At 62.9% G+C, this 21,964-nt stretch carries 24 protein-coding genes and 1 pseudogene; 13 read left to right on the top strand and 12 right to left on the bottom strand.

The features are described 5' to 3' along the window. Positions 1-90 precede the first annotated feature (90 nt). Entirely contained in the window at positions 91-1,539 is a 1,449-nt protein-coding gene (locus tag ATY77_RS16275; protein WP_088688119.1) for a methyl-accepting chemotaxis protein, read from the top strand. 62 nt (positions 1,540-1,601) lie between these two features. Next, on the top strand, positions 1,602-1,949 hold the full coding sequence (locus ATY77_RS16270) for a DUF1491 family protein (protein WP_088688244.1): 348 nt from the start codon (positions 1,602-1,604) through the stop codon (positions 1,947-1,949). Positions 1,950-1,970: 21 nt separating this feature from the next. On the opposite strand, the gene ATY77_RS16265 is transcribed toward ATY77_RS16270, so the two are convergent. From ATY77_RS16265 to ATY77_RS16245, 5 genes are all read right to left on the bottom strand, one after another. Next, on the bottom strand, positions 1,971-3,020 hold the full coding sequence (locus ATY77_RS16265; RefSeq protein ID WP_088688118.1) for a hypothetical protein: 1,050 nt from the start codon (positions 3,018-3,020) through the stop codon (positions 1,971-1,973). Between the two features lie 248 nt (positions 3,021-3,268). Then, the gene (locus tag ATY77_RS16260; RefSeq protein ID WP_088688117.1) at positions 3,269-3,475 is read right to left on the bottom strand and encodes a hypothetical protein; all 207 of its coding nucleotides are present in this window, start codon (positions 3,473-3,475) and stop codon (positions 3,269-3,271) included. Between the two features lie 718 nt (positions 3,476-4,193). After that, a complete protein-coding gene (locus ATY77_RS16255; protein ID WP_088688116.1) occupies positions 4,194-4,742 on the bottom strand; it encodes a DUF1254 domain-containing protein in 549 nt (182 codons plus the stop codon). Next, on the bottom strand, positions 4,735-5,322 hold the full coding sequence (locus tag ATY77_RS16250) for a DUF1214 domain-containing protein (RefSeq protein ID WP_088688115.1): 588 nt from the start codon (positions 5,320-5,322) through the stop codon (positions 4,735-4,737). The genes ATY77_RS16255 and ATY77_RS16250 overlap by 8 nt, the downstream gene beginning before the upstream one ends. 172 nt (positions 5,323-5,494) lie before the next feature. Next, positions 5,495-7,669 carry a transglycosylase domain-containing protein gene (locus ATY77_RS16245; RefSeq protein WP_190237643.1) on the bottom strand — a complete coding sequence of 725 codons (2,175 nt, stop codon included), beginning with the start codon at positions 7,667-7,669 and terminating at the stop codon, positions 5,495-5,497. Positions 7,670-7,874: 205 nt separating this feature from the next. Here ATY77_RS16245 and ATY77_RS16240 point away from each other — a divergent pair, with 205 nt between their 5' ends. The 4 genes from ATY77_RS16240 (at position 7,875) to ATY77_RS16225 (ending at position 10,570) form a co-directional block, all read left to right on the top strand. Next, positions 7,875-8,354 carry a YcgN family cysteine cluster protein gene (locus tag ATY77_RS16240; protein ID WP_088688114.1) on the top strand — a complete coding sequence of 160 codons (480 nt, stop codon included), beginning with the start codon at positions 7,875-7,877 and terminating at the stop codon, positions 8,352-8,354. Between the two features lie 235 nt (positions 8,355-8,589). Next, entirely contained in the window at positions 8,590-9,585 is a 996-nt protein-coding gene (locus tag ATY77_RS16235; RefSeq protein ID WP_088688113.1) for a TerC family protein, read from the top strand. Positions 9,586-9,614: 29 nt separating this feature from the next. Continuing rightward, positions 9,615-9,917, top strand: a complete 303-nt coding sequence (locus ATY77_RS16230; RefSeq protein WP_088688112.1) for a hypothetical protein — start codon at positions 9,615-9,617, stop codon at positions 9,915-9,917. 65 nt (positions 9,918-9,982) lie between these two features. After that, the gene (locus ATY77_RS16225; protein ID WP_245314346.1) at positions 9,983-10,570 is read left to right on the top strand and encodes an exopolysaccharide biosynthesis protein; all 588 of its coding nucleotides are present in this window, start codon (positions 9,983-9,985) and stop codon (positions 10,568-10,570) included. 15 nt (positions 10,571-10,585) lie between these two features. On the opposite strand, the gene ATY77_RS16220 is transcribed toward ATY77_RS16225, so the two are convergent. Further along, a complete protein-coding gene (locus tag ATY77_RS16220; RefSeq protein WP_088688110.1) occupies positions 10,586-11,146 on the bottom strand; it encodes a TetR family transcriptional regulator in 561 nt (186 codons plus the stop codon). A 107-nt stretch (positions 11,147-11,253) separates the two neighbouring features. On the opposite strand from ATY77_RS16220, the gene ATY77_RS16215 reads away from it, so the two are divergent. After that, positions 11,254-12,168: an SDR family oxidoreductase gene (locus tag ATY77_RS16215; RefSeq protein WP_088688109.1), complete on the top strand. Its 915-nt coding sequence runs from the start codon at positions 11,254-11,256 to the stop codon at positions 12,166-12,168. Between the two features lie 94 nt (positions 12,169-12,262). On the opposite strand, the gene ATY77_RS32890 is transcribed toward ATY77_RS16215, so the two are convergent. From ATY77_RS32890 to ATY77_RS16205, 3 genes and pseudogenes are all read right to left on the bottom strand, one after another. Then, complete coding sequence (locus tag ATY77_RS32890; protein ID WP_190233623.1) at positions 12,263-12,409, bottom strand: hypothetical protein; 147 nt, start codon at positions 12,407-12,409, stop codon at positions 12,263-12,265. A gap of 183 nt (positions 12,410-12,592) precedes the next feature. Continuing rightward, a pseudogene (locus ATY77_RS16210) lies at positions 12,593-12,968 on the bottom strand (hypothetical protein). A gap of 94 nt (positions 12,969-13,062) precedes the next feature. Beyond that, the gene (locus ATY77_RS16205) at positions 13,063-14,463 is read right to left on the bottom strand and encodes an MFS transporter (protein ID WP_088688107.1); all 1,401 of its coding nucleotides are present in this window, start codon (positions 14,461-14,463) and stop codon (positions 13,063-13,065) included. Positions 14,464-14,587: 124 nt separating this feature from the next. Here ATY77_RS16205 and ATY77_RS16200 point away from each other — a divergent pair, with 124 nt between their 5' ends. Then, entirely contained in the window at positions 14,588-15,550 is a 963-nt protein-coding gene (locus ATY77_RS16200) for a LysR family transcriptional regulator (RefSeq protein ID WP_088688106.1), read from the top strand. A 7-nt stretch (positions 15,551-15,557) separates the two neighbouring features. On the opposite strand, the gene ATY77_RS16195 is transcribed toward ATY77_RS16200, so the two are convergent. Beyond that, positions 15,558-15,938: a VOC family protein gene (locus tag ATY77_RS16195; protein WP_088688105.1), complete on the bottom strand. Its 381-nt coding sequence runs from the start codon at positions 15,936-15,938 to the stop codon at positions 15,558-15,560. On the opposite strand from ATY77_RS16195, the gene ATY77_RS16190 reads away from it, so the two are divergent. Further along, positions 15,937-16,185: a hypothetical protein gene (locus ATY77_RS16190; protein ID WP_088688104.1), complete on the top strand. Its 249-nt coding sequence runs from the start codon at positions 15,937-15,939 to the stop codon at positions 16,183-16,185. The two genes, ATY77_RS16195 and ATY77_RS16190, sit on opposite strands and share 2 nt — an antisense overlap. Positions 16,186-16,214: 29 nt before the next feature. On the opposite strand, the gene ATY77_RS16185 is transcribed toward ATY77_RS16190, so the two are convergent. Continuing rightward, on the bottom strand, positions 16,215-17,120 hold the full coding sequence (locus ATY77_RS16185) for a S1C family serine protease (RefSeq protein ID WP_088674489.1): 906 nt from the start codon (positions 17,118-17,120) through the stop codon (positions 16,215-16,217). Between the two features lie 200 nt (positions 17,121-17,320). Between ATY77_RS16185 and ATY77_RS16180 the strand changes: the two genes are divergently transcribed. Both ATY77_RS16180 and ATY77_RS16175 read left to right on the top strand, forming a co-directional pair. After that, positions 17,321-18,724, top strand: coding sequence for a PLP-dependent aminotransferase family protein (locus ATY77_RS16180; protein WP_088688103.1), 1,404 nt, complete (start codon positions 17,321-17,323; stop codon positions 18,722-18,724). A 219-nt stretch (positions 18,725-18,943) separates the two neighbouring features. Next, positions 18,944-19,312, top strand: coding sequence for a DUF983 domain-containing protein (locus ATY77_RS16175; protein WP_088674491.1), 369 nt, complete (start codon positions 18,944-18,946; stop codon positions 19,310-19,312). A 2-nt stretch (positions 19,313-19,314) separates the two neighbouring features. Here ATY77_RS16175 and ATY77_RS16170 read toward each other — a convergent pair whose 3' ends face one another. Beyond that, positions 19,315-20,208: a LysR family transcriptional regulator gene (locus ATY77_RS16170; protein WP_088688102.1), complete on the bottom strand. Its 894-nt coding sequence runs from the start codon at positions 20,206-20,208 to the stop codon at positions 19,315-19,317. Between the two features lie 138 nt (positions 20,209-20,346). Between ATY77_RS16170 and ATY77_RS16165 the strand changes: the two genes are divergently transcribed. Beyond that, entirely contained in the window at positions 20,347-20,958 is a 612-nt protein-coding gene (locus ATY77_RS16165) for a glutathione S-transferase (protein WP_088688101.1), read from the top strand. 53 nt (positions 20,959-21,011) lie between these two features. Beyond that, positions 21,012-21,941 carry a pyridoxamine 5'-phosphate oxidase family protein gene (locus ATY77_RS16160; RefSeq protein ID WP_088688242.1) on the top strand — a complete coding sequence of 310 codons (930 nt, stop codon included), beginning with the start codon at positions 21,012-21,014 and terminating at the stop codon, positions 21,939-21,941. Positions 21,942-21,964 lie beyond the last annotated feature (23 nt).

Here is a 21,964-nt window from a genome sequence, read left to right as displayed (position 1 = left end):
TGCAACCTTAGTCTAAGGCGCAGGCACCGTTTGCAACTTATTAACCATGTTGCCTGAAGCTTTTCTGATTGGGGCGGGGGAGCGTCGGTTATGCATGCGCTGAGGGCGGTAGACGATCTGGCCGGTGACGCGCCGGTCGAAGCGGAGGGGCTTGATCGCGAGGCCCTGCGCCATATCCTGCGGCGTCTTGCCGAAGAGGCCTCCACTCTTGGCATCGATCTTGTCGACATTGCCGGCGCGATCCAGGACATGGCGGCAATGTCGGCCCGGCATGCTTCCGCCTTCGATCATGTCACCCGCACCGCACTTTCGATTGCCGAGACCAACCGCGCAGTCGCCGTCTCGTTGCGGGACACCGACCGCACGGCGGCCGAGGCCCGCCACATGCTGAAGGAATCGGCCGACCGCCTGTCCGGTTCGGTCGCCGAGATCGGTCACATGGTCCAGTCCTCCAACGAGATCGGCACCGAAATCGCCGGTTTTTCGAAATCGCTTGCCGATGTCGACAAGATCGCCGAGGAGATCAGCACCATTGCCCGCCAGACGAACCTGCTGGCGCTGAATGCCGCGATCGAGGCCGCGCGCGCCGGCGATGCCGGCAAGGGTTTTGCGGTGGTCGCCGCCGAAGTGCGCGCGCTCTCGCTGCAGACGTCGAAGGCGACGAACTCCATCCAGGACACGCTGGATGAGCTGCGCGTGAAGATCGACCGGCTTTCGGTCGTCGGCAGCGATGCGCGCAATAGCGCCGCCGGTGTGCGCGACAAGTCGGAGGCGATGCGCGGAGCCTTCGACAGCATGGAAAATGTCATCACCCGCATTCTCGACAGTTCGACGGTCATGGCAAACACCACCGAGGCTGTCGATCAGCAATGCGCCGGCTTCGTCGAGAAACTCAGCGAGATGTCGTCCGAGGTCGCCGGCTCGAATGTCAGGCTGCAGCAGGCTGCCAAACGTGTCGACAGTGTCGTCGGCCTCTCCGAAACCCTGATCCAGCTGACGGCAAGCGCCGGCGTCAAGACAGCAGACAGCCATTGGATCGAGGAAGCGCAATCGGTGGCAAGGCAGATCTCCGGCGCCTTCGAACGCGCCGTCGCCGAGGGACAGATCGGGCTCGACGCTCTCTTCGACCGGCGCTATCGCCCGGTTGCAGGCAGCGATCCGGCACAGATGATGGCCGCCTTCACCGAACTCACAGACCGCCTGCTGCCGCCGATCCAGGAACCGATCGTCGCGTCCGACGAGCGCATCGCCTTCTGCGCGGCGATCGACGAGAACGGTTATCTCCCGACCCACAACCGAAAATTCTCCCAGCCGCAGCGCCCCGGCGATACCGTCTGGAACACCGCCAATTGCCGCAACCGCCGCATCTTCGCCGACCGCGTCGGCCTTGCCGCCGGCCGCAGCACCGCGCCCTTTCTCGTCCAAACCTACAGGCGCGATATGGGCGGCGGCAATTTCGTGATGATGAAGGATATTTCGGCCCCGATCACCGTCCGGGGGCGGCATTGGGGAGGGTTGCGGCTGGCTGTCAAGGTCTGAATTCGACAGTCGAGATTTCACCCCGCATTGCCGCCGCCCGCGCGCCGGTCTATATCGCGCCGATGAGATTGCGCGCCGACATTTTCGTTTCCGCCCTCCTGCGCCGTGTATTTGCCAGCGGCGATTTCGCCGCTGTGGAGAAGAAGGGCGCGGAGGAGGCGGGCGCGATCTTCATCCGCCAGCACTTCCGCGATGGCCTAGAGACGCTTTACGCGCCTGCGCCGCAGACCGCCTTCGATGACGGGCAGGCCGGCGATCGCCTGTTCGAGATCCGCCTGTCGCGCCGCGACCCGGAAGCGGTGCGCGCGATGCTGGAGCGCGAACGCAGGTTCGACTCCGATCTCTGGATTATCGAGCTGGAGATGGAGGAACTGGGCGACCTGATCCCGCTTGCGCGGGATGGCGGCTGACCGCCGAAGGCGCTCGTCACTTCAGCGAGAGCGCCGCCCCATGACGCGCATGTCTCGCTGTTGCGGCGCCTGGCGCATGAAGCGGTAGCCGGATGTCTCCTGAAGCGCCGGGGCAGTGGGCGCCTCGGGCTTGTAGGTATAGCGATCGGCGCGCCGCCAGGCTTCCACGCGGTCGTGGCATTCCTCCGGGTCGAGCGCATCGAGCACCATCCAGGCGCGGGTGACGCTGTGCTGCTGTTCGGCAAGGTGCGGATAGAGTTTTTCGAGCACGAAGACGGCATCGAGAAAGCCCATGCCGAGGCTCGTCAGCGTCGTGGCGAGCTGCTGGCCGGACAGATCGAGCATGATGCGCTCGGCAAGCCAGCGGCTGGCGGAAAGCGCATCGGCCAGCGCGGTCGCGAACTGTGTCGCTTCGCGCGAGCGGGCGAAGCGCACAAGCAGCGCCTCCTGAATGTCGGTGAGCGTGCGCAGGCCGAGCCGGTCCTCATCGCTGCGGCCGAGATGGCCGGCAAGGCCGAGGATGCGCTCGCGCAATGCCTCTTCATTGGCAATCCGCTGTTCCTCCAGCGCATCCGCCTCGGTGGTCTCCACCGGTATCGGTGCAAGCGGCACGGTGGGCGGCTCGATGTGCTGAGCCACCGTGGCCGCCGCCCGCGGACCGGCCTGGCGCAATGCCACCAATGCGTCGATGACCTTGGGCGAGAGGCAATCGCGGCTGACGATCGCCTTGACGTGATCCTTCCCCTGGGTGCGGGCGATGATGATCAGCGTTTCGTCGGCGATCGCCTTGGAGGCCGCGATAAAAGGCGCGGCGATATCGATCGGCTGGCTGCCGATGAACAGCGCCACGGCTGCCGGTATGTGATCGCATTGAGATAGGGCGGCGACCGCCTGGCGCTTGGCCTCTTCGGAGGAAGCCTGGAACAGCGGCATGAAAAGCTCGGCGAACTGGCGCAGCTCGGATCGTGTCGGATGCGACAGATTCTCGAAACTGCTGACGGTCGCCATCAATACCACGTCCTTTTTCCTGACGGCCAACGGGCCTTCTAGGTCTCGAAACCGGTCACGCACACGAACACCCTGAAAACGCACGACAAGGGGAACCGCGGGTCGATATGCGCTGGCGGAACGCATGTCAGGCCATACGGTTATGAACAAATCCTACACCGGTACGGTTAATGCATGCTGAAGATTTTATTAAAATGAGACACAAATTTACACGCCTAACGTGCTGCGGATGGCTGGTCCGCAGTTTGAATGCGTTTGTCCGGAAAGGGGATGATGACGGCTTTCCGTCGGCTGCCTAACGGTGGAAACTGTTAGGCGGCCCTGTGATCACGCAGCGCGTGCAGCAGCTTTTCGCGGCTGTCGCAGCCGACCTGATAGAGATCGAGCGCCGTGGACGCCGCAGACTGGGCCTCGACGCTGACGATGTCGATATGCCGCTCGGCGCACCATGCGTCCAGTGCGCTGCACAGCACGTCGAAATCCTGGGATGAGAAAGACGCATTCACGAGCAAAGACACCGTCTGCCCTCCGCATTTCCGGCAGGAGCGTGGATGATCCCCGATCGATGGAGCCGGAAACGTTTGATCGACATGGCGAACATACGCTCATCCACTTGGGCCGCAATGAATATTTTCGTGACGTATATTTGCAACATCTGCCCTTGGCGGGCGCGTTGGCTGCCGCATTATAGCCAACTATATGAATCTCTTCTAATTTTATGCTTCACCTCTGCACCGCATTTTAGCGCGGGCGGCGTGAAACCAAAACAACTATCAGGACGTTACAAGCAAATGACGTGAACTGTGTTTGGCCTCGGCCGAATATTAGGAATCTGTTAACTGTCATGTGTCTCAATTCGGATAGGAACGACGCGATTTGAGTATCTGGATCGTTGAAACTCCGCATCACGGTATTTCAGTCAGGTGCCGTGGGAAAGGCGCGAATGCCCTCGGTCCGGTCATCCCGGCGCCGCAGGACGCGCCGGCCCGCAGATTGGCGGGCAGGGTGAAATCCTTCGCAAGTTCATCCGTCTCGGGCAGTGCATGGAGACGAGAATGGCAATAGTAGTCGCATTGGCGGATCGGCGGCCGCGGGCGCCGCGTCGCCTGGATAAGGAACCCCGCGAAGCCAAGATCCTTTGGTTTACCGGCGTCCGCTATGAGCGGCTCGCCGAGAGCCCGAAACGGCGTCCGGCGCCTGCGCCGCGCGTCAATAAAAAGTAACGCGCTTTCAACTTCAGCGCGTGGCGAACTGTTCGCAGCCAGCTTCCGTCAGGAAGTTGCGCGCAGCTTCATCGAAACTCGCCTGCGGCGCTAGCGTGCGCAGCACGGCATAACCGTCCGGTCGCGCCATCTCCACCAGGATCGTCTGCTGTAGCTCCTGCGGCAGGTTCTTGCGCAGGTCCGTCAGCTGGATCGGGCCGCCCGCCAGCACGTCGAGCGCGCCGCCGACCGATGTCCGGTCGTTCATGCTGAAGACCTCGTTGGAGGCGCTGTCATAGATCGCGATCGACCAGAAGGGCACGTTGCCTCTCGCCGTAAAGTGCACCGGCGCATCCTCGACGTCGAAGGAGCAGACGGCGGTGCGCAGGAAGGGGTCGCCACTGGCAAGGCCTGCCTCGTCATACTGATCGTTCAGCAGGTAGAAATTGTTGAGGTCGCCTTCGGCCGCGACGCGGGTCGCCGCATCCCGGCCGGTGAAGTGCGGCAGCGACAGGATGATGACGAGGTGCAGCAGCGCTGCGCCGAAAAGGCCGGTGAGAACGGCGAATATTATTCTAAGCATTGCCGCATCCGGTCTTGGTGAGCTTCGGCATGGCGAGATCGATCACCCCGGAACTGCCGGCCGTCGGCGTATCGAACAGCGTCAGCACGAGCCGGAAGGTGCCGGCCTGCGGCAGCGCCAGCCAGTTGCCCGGTTGCGCGACGGCGGAGATTTCGATCGAAAAGCTGCTGTCGGGCTGGCGCAGCACCGTCCAGGAATTCAGCGCCGAGGGAAGCCCGTTCTTCACTGCCGCCGGGTTGCCGCCATTGTCGGCGGTAAAGAGGGTCCAGAGGCGGGCGGGCGGCGTCTGCCCGCTGATTCGGTAGCGGCAGCCGGCATTCAGCCGCGCGCCCTCGTCGTCGACGCTCGCCGTGAAGGTCAGGCCCTCGGCGCTGCCATAGAGCAGCTTGCCGGCGCGCGCCCGGTGCGACTTGGCGTAAGGGTCGGCGTCAACCGTCTGCAATGCCGGAAAGGCTTCCCAGGCGCCGAGCTTGATGGCGCCGAAACCCTGTGTCGCATCCAGCGCGTAGAGCGTGATCATGATGCCGCCGCCGAAGGCGACGATCAGCGTGATCAGGATGAAAAGGGGAAACCGAAACACGTCATGACCCTGGAAACCACATTGGATGAAAGGGTTACCACTGATTCTGGCAGGGTGGAATGCCGCGCCGTGACACGAGAGGCGATCTATCCACGGTTCATACCGCATTCGCAGCGGTAAACCGGACCGGGCGCTCTATTGATGTCAGGATGTCGGCATGATCGCGGCCGAACTACTCGGCACTCGCCACCTTTTGCGGCGCCAGCGGCGCGGCGTCTTTCAGCTTCTCGCCGAGATCCTTGAGGATGCCGGTCGATTGAACCGAGAGCATGCGCGGCCGGATGAGCTGCGGCAATCCGTCCTGCGGCTTGGCGGCGGCGGTCTTGGCGACGTCCTCTGCCGAGGGCAGGGGGTTTTCGATGCCGGGAATGGCGCGCAGCGTCACGCCCTGGTGGGCGTAGTCCATGGCGCGCTTGAAGGTCATCGCCGGCAGCGAGCCGCCGGTCATGTTGTTCGTCGATGTGTAGTCGTCATTGCCGAACCAGACGGCGCAGGTGTAGTTGCCGGTGAAGCCGACGAACCAGGCGTCGCGATAGGCCTGGGTCGTGCCGGTCTTGCCTGCCGTGACGATGCCGTTGTCGAGTGCTGCCTTGCGCGCCGTGCCGACATAGGGGACGCGCGACAGCATCTGGTTCATGTAGGCGTCTGCCTGTTGGGACAGCACGCGTTTGGCCGCCGGCTCGTCGCGGTCGAAATCGTAGAGCACGTCGCCGTCGTAGTCGAGGATCTGGGTAATGCCGTGGCGGCGCGACTGGTAGCCACCGGCCGGGAAGGTGGCATAGGCGGTCGCCTGGTCGAGCACCGTCACCTCCGACGTGCCGATCGGAATGGTGACGTCGTCGCGGATCGGCGTCTCGACACCGAGGTTCTTCGCCATCGCCCGGATCGGCTGTATGCCGAGCTTCTCCTTGGCGAGCCGCACCGGGATCGTATTGATCGACTGGGCGATCGCGGTCTCGAGCGTTATGCGACCGACATAGCGGTTTGCATAATTGTGCGGGCTCCAGTTGCCCCAGTAGATCGGTGCGTCGACGACCGTCGTCTGCGGCGTCATCCCGCTCTCCATCGCCACCGCATAGGTGTAGACCTTGAAGGAGGAGCCCGGCTGGCGCAGCGCCTTGGTGGCGCGGTTGAACTGGCTTTCGCCGTAATCCCGCCCGCCGACCATGGCGCGCACGGCGCCGCCGTTTTCGATCATGACAAGGGCGCCCTGCTTGGCGTGATAGGCCTCGCCATATTCGCGCAGCGAGGTCTCGACCGAATCCTCGGCCGCCTTCTGGATCCCCATATCGATCGTCGTGCGCACGATCAGCGAATGCTGGTGGAAGCGCGGCGAAAGCCGCTGCACCTCGTCGAAAGCCCAATCGAGAAAGAAATCAGGCGCTTCCATCTCGTTGCGGTCGACGACGGTCGCCGGGCTGCGCCTGGCGGCGATCACCTGGCCTTCGGTCATCAGCCCGCTTTGCACGAGATTGGTCAGCACCTCATTGGCGCGCGCACGTGCGGCCGGCAGGTTAACATGCGGCGCATATTTCGCCGGCGCCTTGAAGAGGCCGGCCAGCATGGCGGATTCGGCAAGGTTCACATCGGCAATGTTCTTGCCGAAATAGAACTGGGCGGCCGCCGCGGCGCCGAAAGTGCCGCCGCCCATATAGGCGCGGTCGAGATAGGTGGAGAGGATTTCCTTCTTCGAAAGGTTCGCCTCGAGCCACAGGGCCAGGAAAGCTTCGGTGACCTTGCGGTCGATCGAGCGCTCGTTGGAAAGGAAGAGGTTCTTGGCGAGCTGCTGGGTCAGCGTCGAGCCGCCTTGGACGACTTCGCCGGCGCGCGCATTCTCGCTCATGGCGCGGAAGAGGCCGATGAAATCGATGCCGAAGTGCTCGAAGAAGCGGCGGTCTTCCGTGGCGAGCACCGATTTGATCAGGGAATCGGGCAGCTCGTCGATCGGCACGGAATTCTGGTGAATGACGCCGCGATGGCCGATGACATTGCCATAGCGGTCGGTGAAAGTGACGGCGAAATCGCCGCGATTGCGCCAGTCTTCCTTGGTTGCCTCGAAGGCCGGCTGGGCAAGCACGAGCATCAGCACGGAACCGGCCGCGCCGAGCGTCAGCCCTTCGCCGGCAAGTTCGAAGACCATGCGTTTCCAGCCGCGCACGCGGAAGCGGCGGAAGAAGATGGTGGTGTCTTCCCAGATCTCAGCGGCGCGGAAGCCGGCGTTCCAGACGGTCGAATCGATCCAAGAATCAATGCGCAGAAGGATGTGACGTCTCTTCGCCGGCCGCTTGCCTGGCGCGTCCCCTGTCTCTTTTCCTGGCCCGTTTTCTGGCTTGTCCGGATCCTGCACGTCTTGTATTCCCGCCTGATCGCGCATCGGTCGTTCCGGCGGCCGGAAGGTGACGAAAGCGCGAGGCCCGCATGGGGCCGAAAAGCTCTCCGGTATCTCCGATACCAGGAGTATGCTGAAGAATTGATTGATTTCTCAGTCGATAACAAGAGAGATACGTCGACGGTCACGTGAATTTGCGGGCGGCTGTTGCAAGAAACGAACGATGGACGATCTACCCTTCTGGAAGAGCAAGACTCTTGCCGAAATGACCGCCGCCGAGTGGGAAAGCCTCTGTGACGGCTGCGGCCTCTGTTGCCTCAACAAGATCGAGGAATGGGATAGCGGCGATATCTATTTCACCTCGGTCAGCTGCAAGCTGCTCGACGGCGAAAGCTGTCGTTGCTCCAGCTATCGGAACCGCTGGGATTTCGTGCCCGACTGTGTGCAGCTGACGAAAGAGAACGTGCCTGATATCGCCTGGCTACCGCCCACATGCGGCTACCGGCTGGTCAACGAGGGGCGCGATCTCTATTGGTGGCATCCCCTGGTTTCCGGCGATCCCGAAACCGTCCATGCCGCCGGTATTTCCGCGCGGGGCCGCACGATCAACGAAAATGAGATCGATATCGACGATCTCGAGGACTACGTCGTCGACTGGCCGCTGACCGTTGGCGAGGATAAGGACGATCCCCAAGACCGATAGGGCGACGGTCTGCATGCGTCGCAAGCCGGCTTTCCCACGGGGGAGCGAGGCGTTCGGGCTGGCGACACTCAAAGTCCCGCCACATGCAAAATTGGTGTCGGCCGCTGCTTGAAACCTAAAAAGCGAGATCCCATCTGGGGTGCGACCCGCTGGTCCGGGCCCCTCTGGCGAGAGCTTCGGCACTCTTGCGATGTCGGACCTTTTTCCGACAACCCGTGCCGATAGGGGACCATCTTTGGATTTCTCTTTTTTGTTCGTCGAGTGGCTGGGAACGCCGCTCTGGATGTGGTCGAGCTTTTTCGCCCTCGTCATTGCCATCCTGTCGTTCGACCTTGGTATTCTTCATAAGCAGAACAAGGAAATCGGCGTCCGGGAAAGCGTCAAGCTTTCCGCTCTCTATATCACGCTCGGCCTCGCCTTCGGCGGCTGGGTGTGGTGGTATCTCGGCTCGGAGCCCGGCCTTGCCTATCTGACGGGCTTTGTCGTCGAAAAGACGCTCGCCCTCGACAACGTCTTCGTCATCGCCCTGATCTTCTCCTTCTTTGCCGTGCCGCGCATCTATCAGCACCGCGTGCTCTTCTGGGGCATTCTCGGCGTCATCGTGCTGCGCGCCATCATGATCGGCGTCGGCGCGACGCTGGTCGCCGAATTCGCCTGGGTTCTTTATATCTTCGCCGCCTTCCTGATCGCGACCGGTATCAAGATGCTTGTCGTCAAGGAAGCTGAGCCCGATGTCTCGAAGAACGTGCTCGTTCGCTTCATGCGCAACCGCTTCAACGTCACCGAGGAGCATCACGGCGAGCGGTTTTTCGTCAAAAAGGCGCATCCGGCGACGGGCAAGACGACCTGGTTCATCACGCCGCTCTTCATGGCGCTGGTGATGGTCGAAGTGGCCGATGTCATCTTTGCCGTGGATTCGGTCCCCGCGATCTTCGCGATCACCACCGATCCGTTCATCGTCTACACTTCGAACATCTTCGCGATCCTCGGTCTTCGCGCTCTCTATTTCGCGCTCGCGGCGATGATCCATCGCTTCCGCTACCTGAAGCCCGCACTTGCCATCGTGCTGGTGTTCATCGGCTCGAAGATCTTCCTCGCCGATCTGCTGGGCCTGGAAAAATTCCCGGCTGCTCTCTCGCTTGGGATCACCTTCGCGATCATTGCCTCGGGCGTGGTCTGGAGTCTCATCAAGACGAGGGATCCGCAGCAGCCGTCTGAGCAGACGCTGTAGAGAAACGTTAGCGAAGGAAGGAAACAGATATGATTTCGGATTTCATCGGCTGGATTTTTGCCCTCTTCGTCGTCGATCCCTTGCACGCCCAGATACAGGAACAGGTTGAGCGTGCCCGGCTTCCCACCGAGATCGTCAGCCAGTCCCAGGCCTGCCTGACATCTCAGGGGCCGCAGCTCATCAAGCGCGCAGCTGACGATTATGGCTGGGCGACAGCCACCGTCGTCAGCATGGCGATCGGCCACACCTCGCCGGCCGAGCTTCTCGATGCCAGCGATCCGCACTGTGCAACCCTGATCGGCGTCTTGAAGGGGGCCGCTGGAGATGCGTGAAGGATACCAGCTGGAATGGGCTTTTAATGTCTGATCGAAACGGAAGTGCACGGCCATCCCAAGGGATGGCCACCGCGCGGCTCCGGGAGATGCTGGAGCTCGCCCGGGAGAAAGGCGGCCTCTCCATCGGCGAGGCGCTGGAAACGATGGGCAGGACCAGCATCGCCTTCACCATTCTCTTCCTGGCAATCCCGGCGCTGACGCCGATTCCCGGTCCGTTCGGAATGGTGTTCGGCACCGCGCTTGCGCTGGTCTCCCTCCAGATCGTTGCGGGCGGCCGGAAGGTGTGGCTGCCCGCCGTCATCAGGAATCGCCAGGTCTCCCTGACAGCGCTCGATCTTGTCGTGCGTCACGCGGTTCCCGTCATTGCCCGGGTGGAGAAGGTGGTCCGCGCCGGCCGGCTGAAAGCGCTCACAGGCCCGACGGTGCAGGTGCTTCTCGGCATTCCTGTCTTCCTGCTCGCCGTGGTGATCGCGCTGCCGATCCCCTTCGGCAATATCCTGCCTGTATTCTCGCTGGTGGTCCTGGCCGTCGCCTTGATGGAGCGTGACGGGCTCGTCACCCTGATTGGACTGCTGCTGACAACGGTGACGATCGGCGTGACCGCCGCTCTGCTTTATTTTATCCAGGCCATGATCGTCACGGCCTATTAGGCGTAGCACGGCAGTTCAGGGTTTCACCGCGGCGAGGAAGCGCCGCAGCTCCGTCTCCACATAGGCGTCCACTGGTCCTTCCGAGCCGAAACCCCACCAGGTGAGAGAGCCCTGCCACTGCGACAGCATCAGCCGGGCGATGGTCTCCGGCGCCTTCGCCGATCCGAAACAGCGCGCAATCGCCGCCGTCAGAGCCAATCCCCAGGCCGCACCCCGCGCACGCAGCACCGGATCGCGAAAATCCTCGCGAAGCACCAGCAGTCCCTCGCCATAGGCGGCGGCATTGTCGCCGTAATCCTGCGACAGGCCGACGAGCAGCGCGATGGCGCCCTCCGGGGTCTTCGGAACGGCCTCGGCAAGCCGTGCCGTTTCCGCGTCCAGCCTGTCCCAGGCATGGAGCAATGCCGCGCGCAGCATCGCTGCCTTCGTCGAAAACCGCTGCACCAGCGTCGAGCCGGAAAGGCCGCTGGCTTTCGCCACCGCCGCAAAGGTCGCCGCATCCGGCCCCTCGGCGTGTATCAGCGCCAGCACCATGGCGAGAAGCTGCTCATCGGAAAGCGTGCGGCGGCGCGGCATGAAATTCCTCTTGCATTCGTGATGAATATGAACGAACGTTCGTTTATATTCAATAGGGCGTCAGTCATCCTGGCCCTTCCAGCCGTTCTAGCGTGGAGGATAAAGAAGTGACAGCAGACTTGCGGGATAAAGTGGCGTTGGTCGCAGGCGCGACGCGCGGCGCGGGCCGCGGCATTGCGGTGGAGCTCGGCGCGGCCGGCGCGACCGTTTACGTCACGGGGCGCACGACACGCGCCCGTCAATCCGAATATCAGCGACCGGAGACGATCGAGGAGACCGCCGAACTGGTCACATCGGCGGGCGGCAGGGGCATTGCGGTGCGCGTGGATCACCTTGTCAAGCAGGAGGTCGAAGCGCTGGTGGCTCGCATTCGCCGCGAGGCCGGCCGGCTCGATATCCTCGTCAACGACATCTGGGGCTGCGAGAAACTGTTCGAATGGGACAAGCCCGTCTGGGAGCATTCGCTGGACAAGGGCCTGCGCATGCTGCAGCTCGGCATCGAAACGCATCTGATCACCGCCCACTATGCCCTGCCGCTGATGATCGAACGGCCGGGCGGCCTGCTGGTGGAGGTGACAGACGGCACTGCCGAATACAACGCCACCCATTACCGGCTTTCGCCTTTCTATGATCTCGTCAAGACGAGCGTCACCCGCATGGCCTGGGCGCATGCGCAGGATTTGGCGAAACACGGCGCCACCGCCGTTTCGATCACGCCCGGCTGGCTGCGCTCGGAAATGATGCTGGAAGCTTATGGTGTACGCGAGGACAACTGGCGCGACGCGACCAAGGCACAGCCGCACTTCGCCATTTCCGAAACGCCGCGCTTCGTCGGCCGCGCCGTCGCGGCGATCGCCGCTGATCCCGATCGCGCCCGCTGGAACGGTCAGTCGCTGTCGAGCGGCGCAATGGCCAAGGCCTATGGCTTCGACGACGTCGACGGTTCGCGGCCGGATTGCTGGCGCTACCTGACCGAGGTCCAGGAGGCGGGCAAGCCGGCCGATGTGACGGGTTATCGATGACACAGCCGCTTGCGCGTGTCGCCCCAAAGGCGATTTTGGGGCGACATGCAAGACCGAGGCTTAAACTGCTTCGATGATCAGGTTCGGAATCCCGCTATTTCTTCGGCGCACTGCTTCCGTGCGGAGCGGTTTCGGCCGCCGTCTTCATCTGGCTTGCGAATGTTCCTGCCGTCTTCGGCGCCAGCTTGTCTTTCTTCGGTTTCCGAACCTCGCGATTGCTTCTCAGCTGTCCTTTGGCCATGGATCGATCTCCTCTGTTCAGACGAAATTATGAGCTGCGGTCTGCGCCGTGTTCGCTCATTGGTCCGCAGCGCAATTCTTGCCGCCGAACAGCGCGCCGGCTCTTTGTTTTAACGCATGTCGTTGCGGCAAAAGCGCTTCGCTTTGCCCGGGAAAACCGCTGCACACTTTTGCGCGACATGCTTTAGCTGGCGGCGCGCCTTTCGCGTGGCAATCCCTGTATCGCATATCGGTCGTAAACGGGCGTTGTCGGCTTCGGCGGCTTCTTCAGCTTGCCGAAGTGGTGTTCGAGTGCAAGCGAAAGCATCTCTGGAGACGTTACACCCTCCTGGAAGAGCTTGATCAGCAGCGTCGCTGCCACATTGAAGCTCGCTCCGTCGTCGATCACGATCTTGGCTTGGTAACCGGCGTCATCGAGCACGGACTGGAGCATGTCGAGATCGGATGACGTAAGATATGGCTTTTCGGAGGTGGAAGACATCGGTCCTCCTTTCGTCGGGGCTAGGGCATCAAACCCTCATCGGCAGCGCCCGTGGTATAGCTGCCGAAGGCGGGATCATGCGCCTTTCGTCCCGGCAACACAACGGGATTCTTGCCGCCGATCACCCGCGCCATCATGGAGGCCCGCACCTATCGGATGCGGGCCGATTGCCGTCATTCCGCCGGCTGGTAGGCTGCGGGTCTGGCGGTCGATTTGCGGGGACCGGCAGCCGCGAGCAGGGTGATCGCAAGCGCAAGCAAGCCTACGAAGGCGATGCCGGCGAAGTAGGGATCCCAGCCGAAATGCGGCGATGCGCCGAAGACGGCGGAGGCGGCCGCAAGCACGATGCCGCCGCCGATCTGGAAGGACGCGAAGAGCAGCCCGGAGGCGAGTCCCGACTTGTCATCCTCCACGTCGGAAAGGGCAGCGACCTGCACCGAAGGGTAGGTCATGGCGTAGCCGAGGCCGAGCGGGATCTGCGAGAAGATGACGAGCAGGATCGGATCCACATGTCCGAGCGCGGCGACCCAGAAGATGTAACTGAACGCTTGCAGGCCGACACCTGCCGCCATCAGTCCGGTGGCGCCGCGGTTCTGCGCGACGCTCGCAAAGCGTGGCGCCAGGAACATCACGAAGACGCCGCCAAGCGCGAAGCAGAAACCGGTCGTGAAGGCCGACCACCCGAGGACGTTCTGATAATAGAGCGTCGCCAGGAACTGGAAGCCGACATAAGCGCCCTGGAACAGGGCGGCAATCGCATTGGCATGCCGGAGCTTGGCCCTGCGGAACATGCCGAGCGGCACCATCGGATCGGCATGGCGCGCTTCGACTGCGAGGAACAGCAGCATCAGCACCAGCGACGCCAGCAGCGAAGCCCAGGTCGGGAAAGCCTGCCAGCCGGCGGCTGCGGCATTGGTGATGCCGAAGACGAAGAGCAGCAGCCCTGGCGTGATCGTCAGGGCGCCGGCCCAATCGAAGGCGGGCCGCGGTCCCGTCCGTTTCGGATCGGCCGGCAGCGCCAGCGGCGCAAGAACGAGCGTCAGGATGGCGACGGGCGCGCCCATGACAAGCGTTGCCCGCCAGCTGAACACCGTCGCCGCACCGCCGATCACCATGCCGAGCACGAAGCCGGTGGCGCCGGTGGAGGCGAAGACGCCGAGCGCTTTCGCCCGCGCGGCCCTTTCGCCGAACACGGAGAGCAGCAGGGCGAGTGCTGCCGGCGCCGTGAAGGCGGCGGCAATGCCCTTGATCAGGCGGGCTGCGATCAGCGTCGGCCCACTGTCGACGAAGCCGCCGGCGATGCTGGCGGCGGCAAAGATTGCCAGCGACCAGAGGAAGACGCGGCGGTGGCCGAAGACATCGGCGACCCGGCCGCCGAGCAGCAGGAAGCCGCCATAACCGAGCATATAGGCGCTGACGGCCCATTGCAGCGATGTCGCCTCCATGCCGAGTTCGGCCTGGATGGCGGGGAGCGCGACACCAATGGTGGAGACGTCCATGGCGTCGAGGAAATTGGCGGTGCAGAGCAGCAGCAATGCCAGCCATGCGCCATTTTGCGATTTGGAAAGAGTCATCGAAATCGTTCCTTGTTGGCTGCCGCCTCATCGGGGGAGGGTGCCGCAGCGGCAGGGAACGAGAAAATGTACAGCTTCCGATCCTATTGCAAATTGATAGTAGCCATGTCAGGTATTACTCATAATGATGAATGACGCCACGCTCCGCAAAATCGATCTGAACCTCCTGCTGGCCTTTTCCGTGCTGATGCAGGAGCGCAATGTCAGCCGCGCCGCCGAGCGCCTGCTGCTGGGGCAGCCGGGTCTGTCGGCGGCTTTGCGGCGCCTGCGCGAGGCGCTGGATGACGAATTGTTCGTGCGTGTCGGCCGCGGCCTGCAGCCGACGCCGCGCGCCCTTTCCATCGCTCCGGCGATCGAGGATGCCCTGTCGGGCATCGAGCGCGCCATTCGCCCGCAGGCCGAATTCGATCCGGCGAGCTGGCAGGGCGAGTTCCGCATCGGCATGTGCGACAATCTCGAATCGGCCTTCTTCGGCCCGCTTGCCGCACGGTTGCTCCAGCTTTCGCCGGGCGCCCGGCTGATCGGCATTGCCTCGGAAAAGCGCGATGCCGCGCGCCGGCTGGACGAGGGCGTTTTCGACTTCAGCGTCTCCGTGCACGACGAGCCGGCCTCCTGGCATATCCGCGCGCCGCTGTTCAACCAGGCCTCGATCTGCATTTACGACGACGCCCAGCTGCGGCTGAAGGCGCCGTTGAGCCTGCAGGATTTTGCCGAAGCTGCGCATGTCACCGTCTCGTTCGAAGGCAATGCTTCGACCGGCATCGATATCGCGCTCTCCCGCACCGGCCGCAGCCGCCGGGTAGTAGCGACCGTGCCGCGCTTTTCGGCCCTGCCGACGGCGCTGAGGGCGATGCCGGCCATCGCCACCGTGCCGGAATCGATTGGCCGCTGCATGGCGCAATTGCATGGGCTGACCATTTGCGCGCCGCCGCTTTCGCTGCCGGCCGATCCCGTCACCATGCTCTACCGCCGGGTCGACCAGGCGGACGGCCGGGCGCGCTGGTTCCGCCGTCTGTTCATCGACGTCGCCGGCGAGGCGCTCGAAGCCTCCGGCTGCCGCGTCTCGATATCGAGAGCTGCGGCCTGAAGGTCCGTTACAACTCGCCTTTGTGGAAATAGGCTTCGAGACGGTAGCCATCGGGATCGATGACGAAGGCAGCGTAGTAGAACCGTCCGTAATCCGGCCGGATGCCCGGTTCGCCATTATCCGTGCCGCCGGATGCGACGGCCGCGGCATGAAAGGCGTCGACGGCGGCTTCGTTCGGGGCGACGAAGCAGAAATGCAGCCCTGAGCGCATGTCTGCGACAATGGGATGCGCGACCTGCATCACCCACAACCCGACGCTTTCCGGGCCATAACCGATCATGCCGTCGGAGTTGGACAAGCGCTCATATCCGAGCGGTGCCAGCGCCGCATCGTAGAAGCGGCGGGCTCTTTCGAGGTCTTTCACACCGATGGAGACATGATCGAACATGGACTGCGAACTCCTCTTCGCCGCTTCATGCCTGGAACGGATACCCCAGGGAGATGGCGCGACCATATCCTCTTTCAACCGCTGTCTCAGGTCAACGAAGATGCACGCCCATCAGAGGATCGGGAAATTGGCGTTCCAGGCCGGCGATACTGTCAATCACCCTGAAGAAGAAATCGGGCGCACCGACATTGCCGCTCCTCAATCCGAGACCGAGCGGTCCGGACCAGTCGGCAACGAGAACACCTGAAAATCGTTGAGGCGGAGTAAGGCAATGCCCTACTGCAACTGCGGTTTTCTGAGAAAGCTGTTGCGATCGGCGGACTTGATGCGCAGCCATGCTTCCCGGCCGTTGCGCAGGATCCGCATGGGAATTTCGGCGCCGGCGGGGCCGCTGCTCCATACCTTGCGATAAAAATCGGCCAAGCCATCGACCTCTTCATCCCGGATTTCGGAGATGATGTCGCCCTGGCGCAAGCCTGCCTGCGCGGCGGGACTGCCTTCGGCGACACTCATGACCACCACGCCGCCATTGCTCTCGGCGGAGAATGCGCCGAGCCAGGGGCGCGGCGGCTTGTTGACCTGGCCGCGATTCAAGAGGTCGTCGAGGATCGGCAGCAGCAGGTCGATCGGCACGGCCATGTTGATATCGGCGGTCTCGCTGCCCTGGCTCATCTGAAGACGAAGCGAACCGATGCCGAGGAGCTTGCCGTCCGAGTCGATCAGCGCCGCACCGCCCCATGCCGGATGGGCCGGTGCCGTGAAAATCGCCTCATCGAGCAGATATTCCCAGTAACCGGCGAATTCCTGCCTGGCGACGATATTCGCCTCGACGAATTCGCCCATGCCGTCGACAAGCACGACGGGATCGCCCGGCTTGGCTCCCGGTGCATCGCCGAAGGGCACTGCCGGAGCGCCGAGCGTGCCGAGCGCCTGCACCAGGCCGAAGCCGCTTTCCTGATCATAGGCAAGGGGATGAGCGGGAACCACGCGCCCGTCGCGGGTCGTCAGCCATACCTCGTCGGCCTCGGTGATGAGATAACCGATCGTCAGCACCAGTCCGTTGTCCCTGATGACCACACCGCTGCCTTCCCGAACGGTGCCCAGCGTCTCGGCGGTGAAGGCATCTTCCGGAATTGAGGAGCGCACGGCCACGACAGACCGCAGGATCGGATCGATGTTCATACTTTCATCCCAATGGAGCGCCGGCGCGGAAGCTGGAAGCCGCGCATCCCGCTTGAATAGGTAAGAAGATGGACGGGCGGAGGCAAGGCTTGGCGAACGGATTTTCAATGCCGCGTGACGCGTCATATTTTTGATGACAGGAACTTTATGCAACAATATACAGTCAATCCTATCAGCAATCAGCCTGGCATGGATCCGAAATGAAGGATTGGCATCCCGACCTCAGCCGCAGCAGCAGCCCCCGCTACATGGCGATTGCCGATCTGATCGAAATGGATCTGCGCAGCGGGCATCTGGCGGCAGGCGACCGGCTGCCGCCGCAACGCGAACTCGCCAAACGGCTGAATGTCGACTTCACCACCGTGGCAAGAGGCTATGTCGAGGCGCAAAAGCGCGGCCTTGTCGATTCCCATGTTGGCCGGGGAACCTTCGTGACCGGCAGTGGCGATAGGGAGCGCCGTGGTTTCGCGCTGGACGCCGCGTCCGATCCGCGTCGGGCATCCGTCGTCGATTTTTCGATGAACATGCCGCCGGAACCGGATGATCCGGAACTGCTCGCGTGCATGCGTGAAGGCATGTCTGCGGTGGCGGCAAATCTCGTTCCGCTGCTGCGCTACCAGGGTTTCGGCGGCTCCGGCATGGACAAGGAAGCAGCCGCCGCCTGGCTTGGCCGCCGCGGACTGAAGCCATCGCAGGAGCGGGTCTTCGTTACGCCAGGCGCCCATCCGGCGCTGCTTGCGATCTTCGGCCTGCTCGCAAAACCCGGCGAGGCCGTGCTTTCGGAAATCATCACCTACCCCGGCATGCGCTCGATCGCCGCCCAGCTGCGGCTCAATCTCGCCGGCCTGCCGATGGATGAGGACGGTATCCTGCCGGACGCCTTTGCCAAGGCCTGTGAGAGCCTGAAGCCGAAAGCGCTCTATCTCAATCCGACGCTGCAGAACCCGATGACGCTGACGATCCCCGCCGGGCGCCGCGAGAAGATCGCAGCCGTTGCCCGCAAATATCAGGTGCCGATCGTCGAGGACGATGCCTATGGCTTCATTCCCTTGGAGGGGCCGTCGCCGCTTGCGGCAATAGCGCCTGATCTGACCTGGCATATCGGCGGGCTGGCGAAATGCATCGGCGCGGGCCTGCGTCTTGCCTATGTCGTCGCGCCGGACACCAAGGCCATCTGGCCTTTCGTCAGCGCCATGCGCGCCAATAATGTAATGGCCTCGCCGCTGAACGTGGCGCTCGTCACTCGCTGGATCGAGGATGGCACGGCCGATGCGATCCTGCGGTTCATCCGCGCAGAGGCTGCCGCGCGCCAGCAGATGGTCGCTGAAGTCCTGCCTGCCGGCAGCTATCGCGCCGATCCGCTGAGTTTCAACATCTGGCTGCCCTTGGTAAACGGCTGGACCCGCTCCACATTCGGCAGCCACATGCGCGCCTCCGGCATCGGTGTGGTGGCAAGCGATGCCTTCACCGTCGAGGGCGCCGCCCCGGAGGCTGTGCGGGTCTGCCTCGGCGGTCCGATCACGCGGGAGAAACTGCAGGGCGCACTGGAATTCATGGCTCATGCCCTCGAAGGCCCGCCGGAGATGGCCGCGTCGTTCTTCTGACGAGCGAGCGCTGAAATCACCAATCGCCAGAGCTTTCCCACCGCCACGCAAGCGGTTTCCATGTTGTGCCTGAGCGCAGCAACCAGCTGCCTTAGCCATCACGGATCTGCGTCATTCTGACAAATTGATTGGTGAAAACCCTTTAATGTAATTATATTGAATGCATACATTTAACGGTATTGATTGCATCAATGCCTTGCGGATCGAAAGCGAGACGTCATGGACACCGAATATCCTCCACTTCCTCCGATGCAGACCGGCATCAGAGGGCGTTGCCCGCGCTGCGGCCAGGGCCATATGTTCAAAGGCTTCCTGACATTGCGGCCGGAATGCGAGGTCTGCGGCCTCGATTATTCGTTCGCCGATCCGGCCGACGGTCCGGCCTTCTTCGTCATCTGCTTTGCCTGCATCCCGAGCGTGCTGCTCGGCGTCTGGCTGGAGGTGGCCTTTTCGGCACCGATCTGGGCGCAGTTCCTGTTCACCGGCCCGTTCATGCTCGCCACCTGCATTCCGCCGCTCCGGCCGCTCAAGGGTTGGCTGGTCGCCAGCCAATATTTCTACAAGGCGGAGGAGGGCAGGATCGCCTGAGCCTATTTCAGCGTCGCGCGCAGGCGCGGCGTCGCGAAATCCATCAGCGCGCGCAGTTTCAACGGCACCAGACCCTGTGAGGGGTAGACGAGATGCACCGGCGCCGGCGGTGGCTCGAAATCGGCAAGGAGCGGCACCAGCAGGCCAATCTTCTCGGCGCGCGCCGCCTGATAGGAGAGAACGCGGGTGATCCCGAGACCGGCGACGGCGGCATCGACCGCGGCTTCGGCCGTGTTGACGGCAAGCCGAGAGCGAATCGGCACGAGCACATCGTGCTTCCCGTCGACGAATGTCCAGTTTCGGGTCGAGGCCATGCCCTCGAAGGTGATGCAGTCGTGGTTCGAAAGATCGCGCGGATGTTTGGGTATTATATGCCGCTCGAGGTAATCCGGACTGGCATAGACAGCGCGGCGGATCGCACCGAGCCTTGTGGCGATCAGATTGCTGTCCGGCAGGTTGCCGATCCTGAGCGCCAGATCGATATGATCCTCGACGAGATTGGACACCCGGTCGCCGAGCATCAGCCGCAGATTGATCTCGGGGTAGGCCTTCAGAAAATCCACCACGACCGGCAGGACATGCAGCCGCCCGAAGACGATCGGCGCCGTCATCGTCAGTTCGCCCTTCGGCGCGCTGTATTCGCCGGCGGCCGCCCGTTCCGCCTCCTCCACCCGACCGAGAATCTCACGCGCCGCCTCCACATAGGAGCGGCCGGCTTCGGTCAGTGCGACCTTCCGGTTCGTCCTTTGCAGGAGCCGGGCGTTGAGATGTGCTTCAAGATCCGAAACCTTGCGGCTGACGGTGGCAAGCGGCAAGCGCAGATGCCGTGAAGCGGCCGACAGGCTGCCCTGTTCGACGACGGCGAGAAGCACGGTCATGGCGTCGAGGCGGTCCATTTCAGCCTTCCATAAAATGATAGAACGGCTTCCAGATTAGCATTCTAGTGGCGCTGGATGGAAGGCAATAGATTTGCGTGCAGATGGCGCAACCGACCATCGTCGAACGCGTAAGCTTGCCTTCAAGAGGACCCCGTCATGAAGCTTTATTATCACCCGCTCTCCGGCCACGCGCACCGGGTTCACCTGTTTCTATCGCTGCTTGGCGTGCCCTATGAGCTGATCGAAGTCAATTTGGCGGCGGGCGCTCATAAGGCGCCGGAATTTCTGAAGCTCAATTCCTTCGGCCAGGTGCCAGTGCTCGACGACGACGGCACGGTGATTGCCGATTCCTCTGCCATCCTCGTCTATCTCGCGCGCAAATATGGCCGCACCGACTGGCTGCCGGAAGAAGCGGTTGCGGCTGCGCGGGTGCAAAAGTGGCTTTCGGTTGCCGCAGGCGAAATCGCCTATGGGCCATGTGCGGCCCGCCTGGTCACCGTTTTCGGCGCCGATTTCCGCATCGAGGAGGTGATCGCCCGGGCGCATCGCATCCTCTCATTGATCGAGGCAGAGTTGGATGGCCGCCGCTTCCTGCTCGGCAGCGATCCTGTCATCGCTGACATCGCACTCTACAGCTACATCGCCAATGCGCCGGAGGGCAATGTCGATATTTCGGCCTACCCCCACGTCCGTGATTGGCTGGCGCGCATCGAGGCGCTGCCGGGTTTCGTCGGCTTCCGCAAGACGAAGATCGGCCTTGCTGCCTGAAAAACCGCTGGGGCGGCTTGCCGCTCCAGCTTCCGATAATCCCTGAGGAGACCGTGATGGACCAGACGAGACAGGATGCCCCATCGCCGTGGCATGAAGGCGAACTCGCAATGCAGCGCAGCGTCGGCGTCGTCGAGCGCATGGACGGGCCCGGACGGAATTTCGTCCGCCGGGCCATGCCGGAACAGCACCGCGCCTTCTTTCCGATGCTGCCCTTCGTCGTGCTCGGCGCTGTCGATGCGAAGGGTGACGTCTGGGCGACGGTGCGGGCCGGACGGCCGGGTTTCATGTCTTCGCCTGACCCGGAGGCTCTTGATGTCCGCTTGCCGCGTGACCCGGCCGATCCTGCCAACTTTGGCATGGAGGATGGCGACGCGATCGCGATGCTCGGAATTCAGCTGGAAACGCGGCGGCGCAATCGGCTGAACGGCGTGATCCGCAGGATGGATTCCGAGGCTTTCAGCGTGGGCGTCGGCCAGAGCTTCGGCAACTGTCCGCAATATATCCAGCTTCGCTCTTCTGCCTATATCCGCGATCCCGATGTGCCGACAACAGTGCCGCCGCTTCACTCCGTTCAGCTCGATGATCGGGCGCGGCGGCTCGTCGAGCAGGCCGACACGTTTTTTGTCGCCTCCTATGTCGATCGCGAGAACGGCGAACGGGAGGTGGATGTGTCCCATCGCGGCGGTTATGCCGGCTTCGTGCGTGTCGGCGCCGACGGGGCGCTGACCGTTCCCGATTTTCCCGGCAATCGGTTCTTCAACACGCTCGGCAATTTCCTGGTCAACCCGAAGGCCGGGCTGGTCTTCGTCGATTTCGAAACCGGTGACCTGCTGCAGATGACGGGAAGGGCAGAGGTGCTGCTCTCTTCGCCTGATATCGCAACCTTCCAGCGGGCGGAACGGCTGTGGCGCTTCACGCCCAAACACATCGTATTTCGCCCGGACGCTCTGCCGCTGCGATGGAGCTCGGGGCCCGTCTGAAATCCAGTCCAAAGGCGCCTTGC

Source organism: Rhizobium sp. R634, from assembly GCF_002211305.1.
GTDB lineage: Bacteria > Pseudomonadota > Alphaproteobacteria > Rhizobiales > Rhizobiaceae > Rhizobium.
Note: the sequence above shows the minus strand (reverse complement) of the source record. Positions and strands in the feature narration are given on the sequence as shown.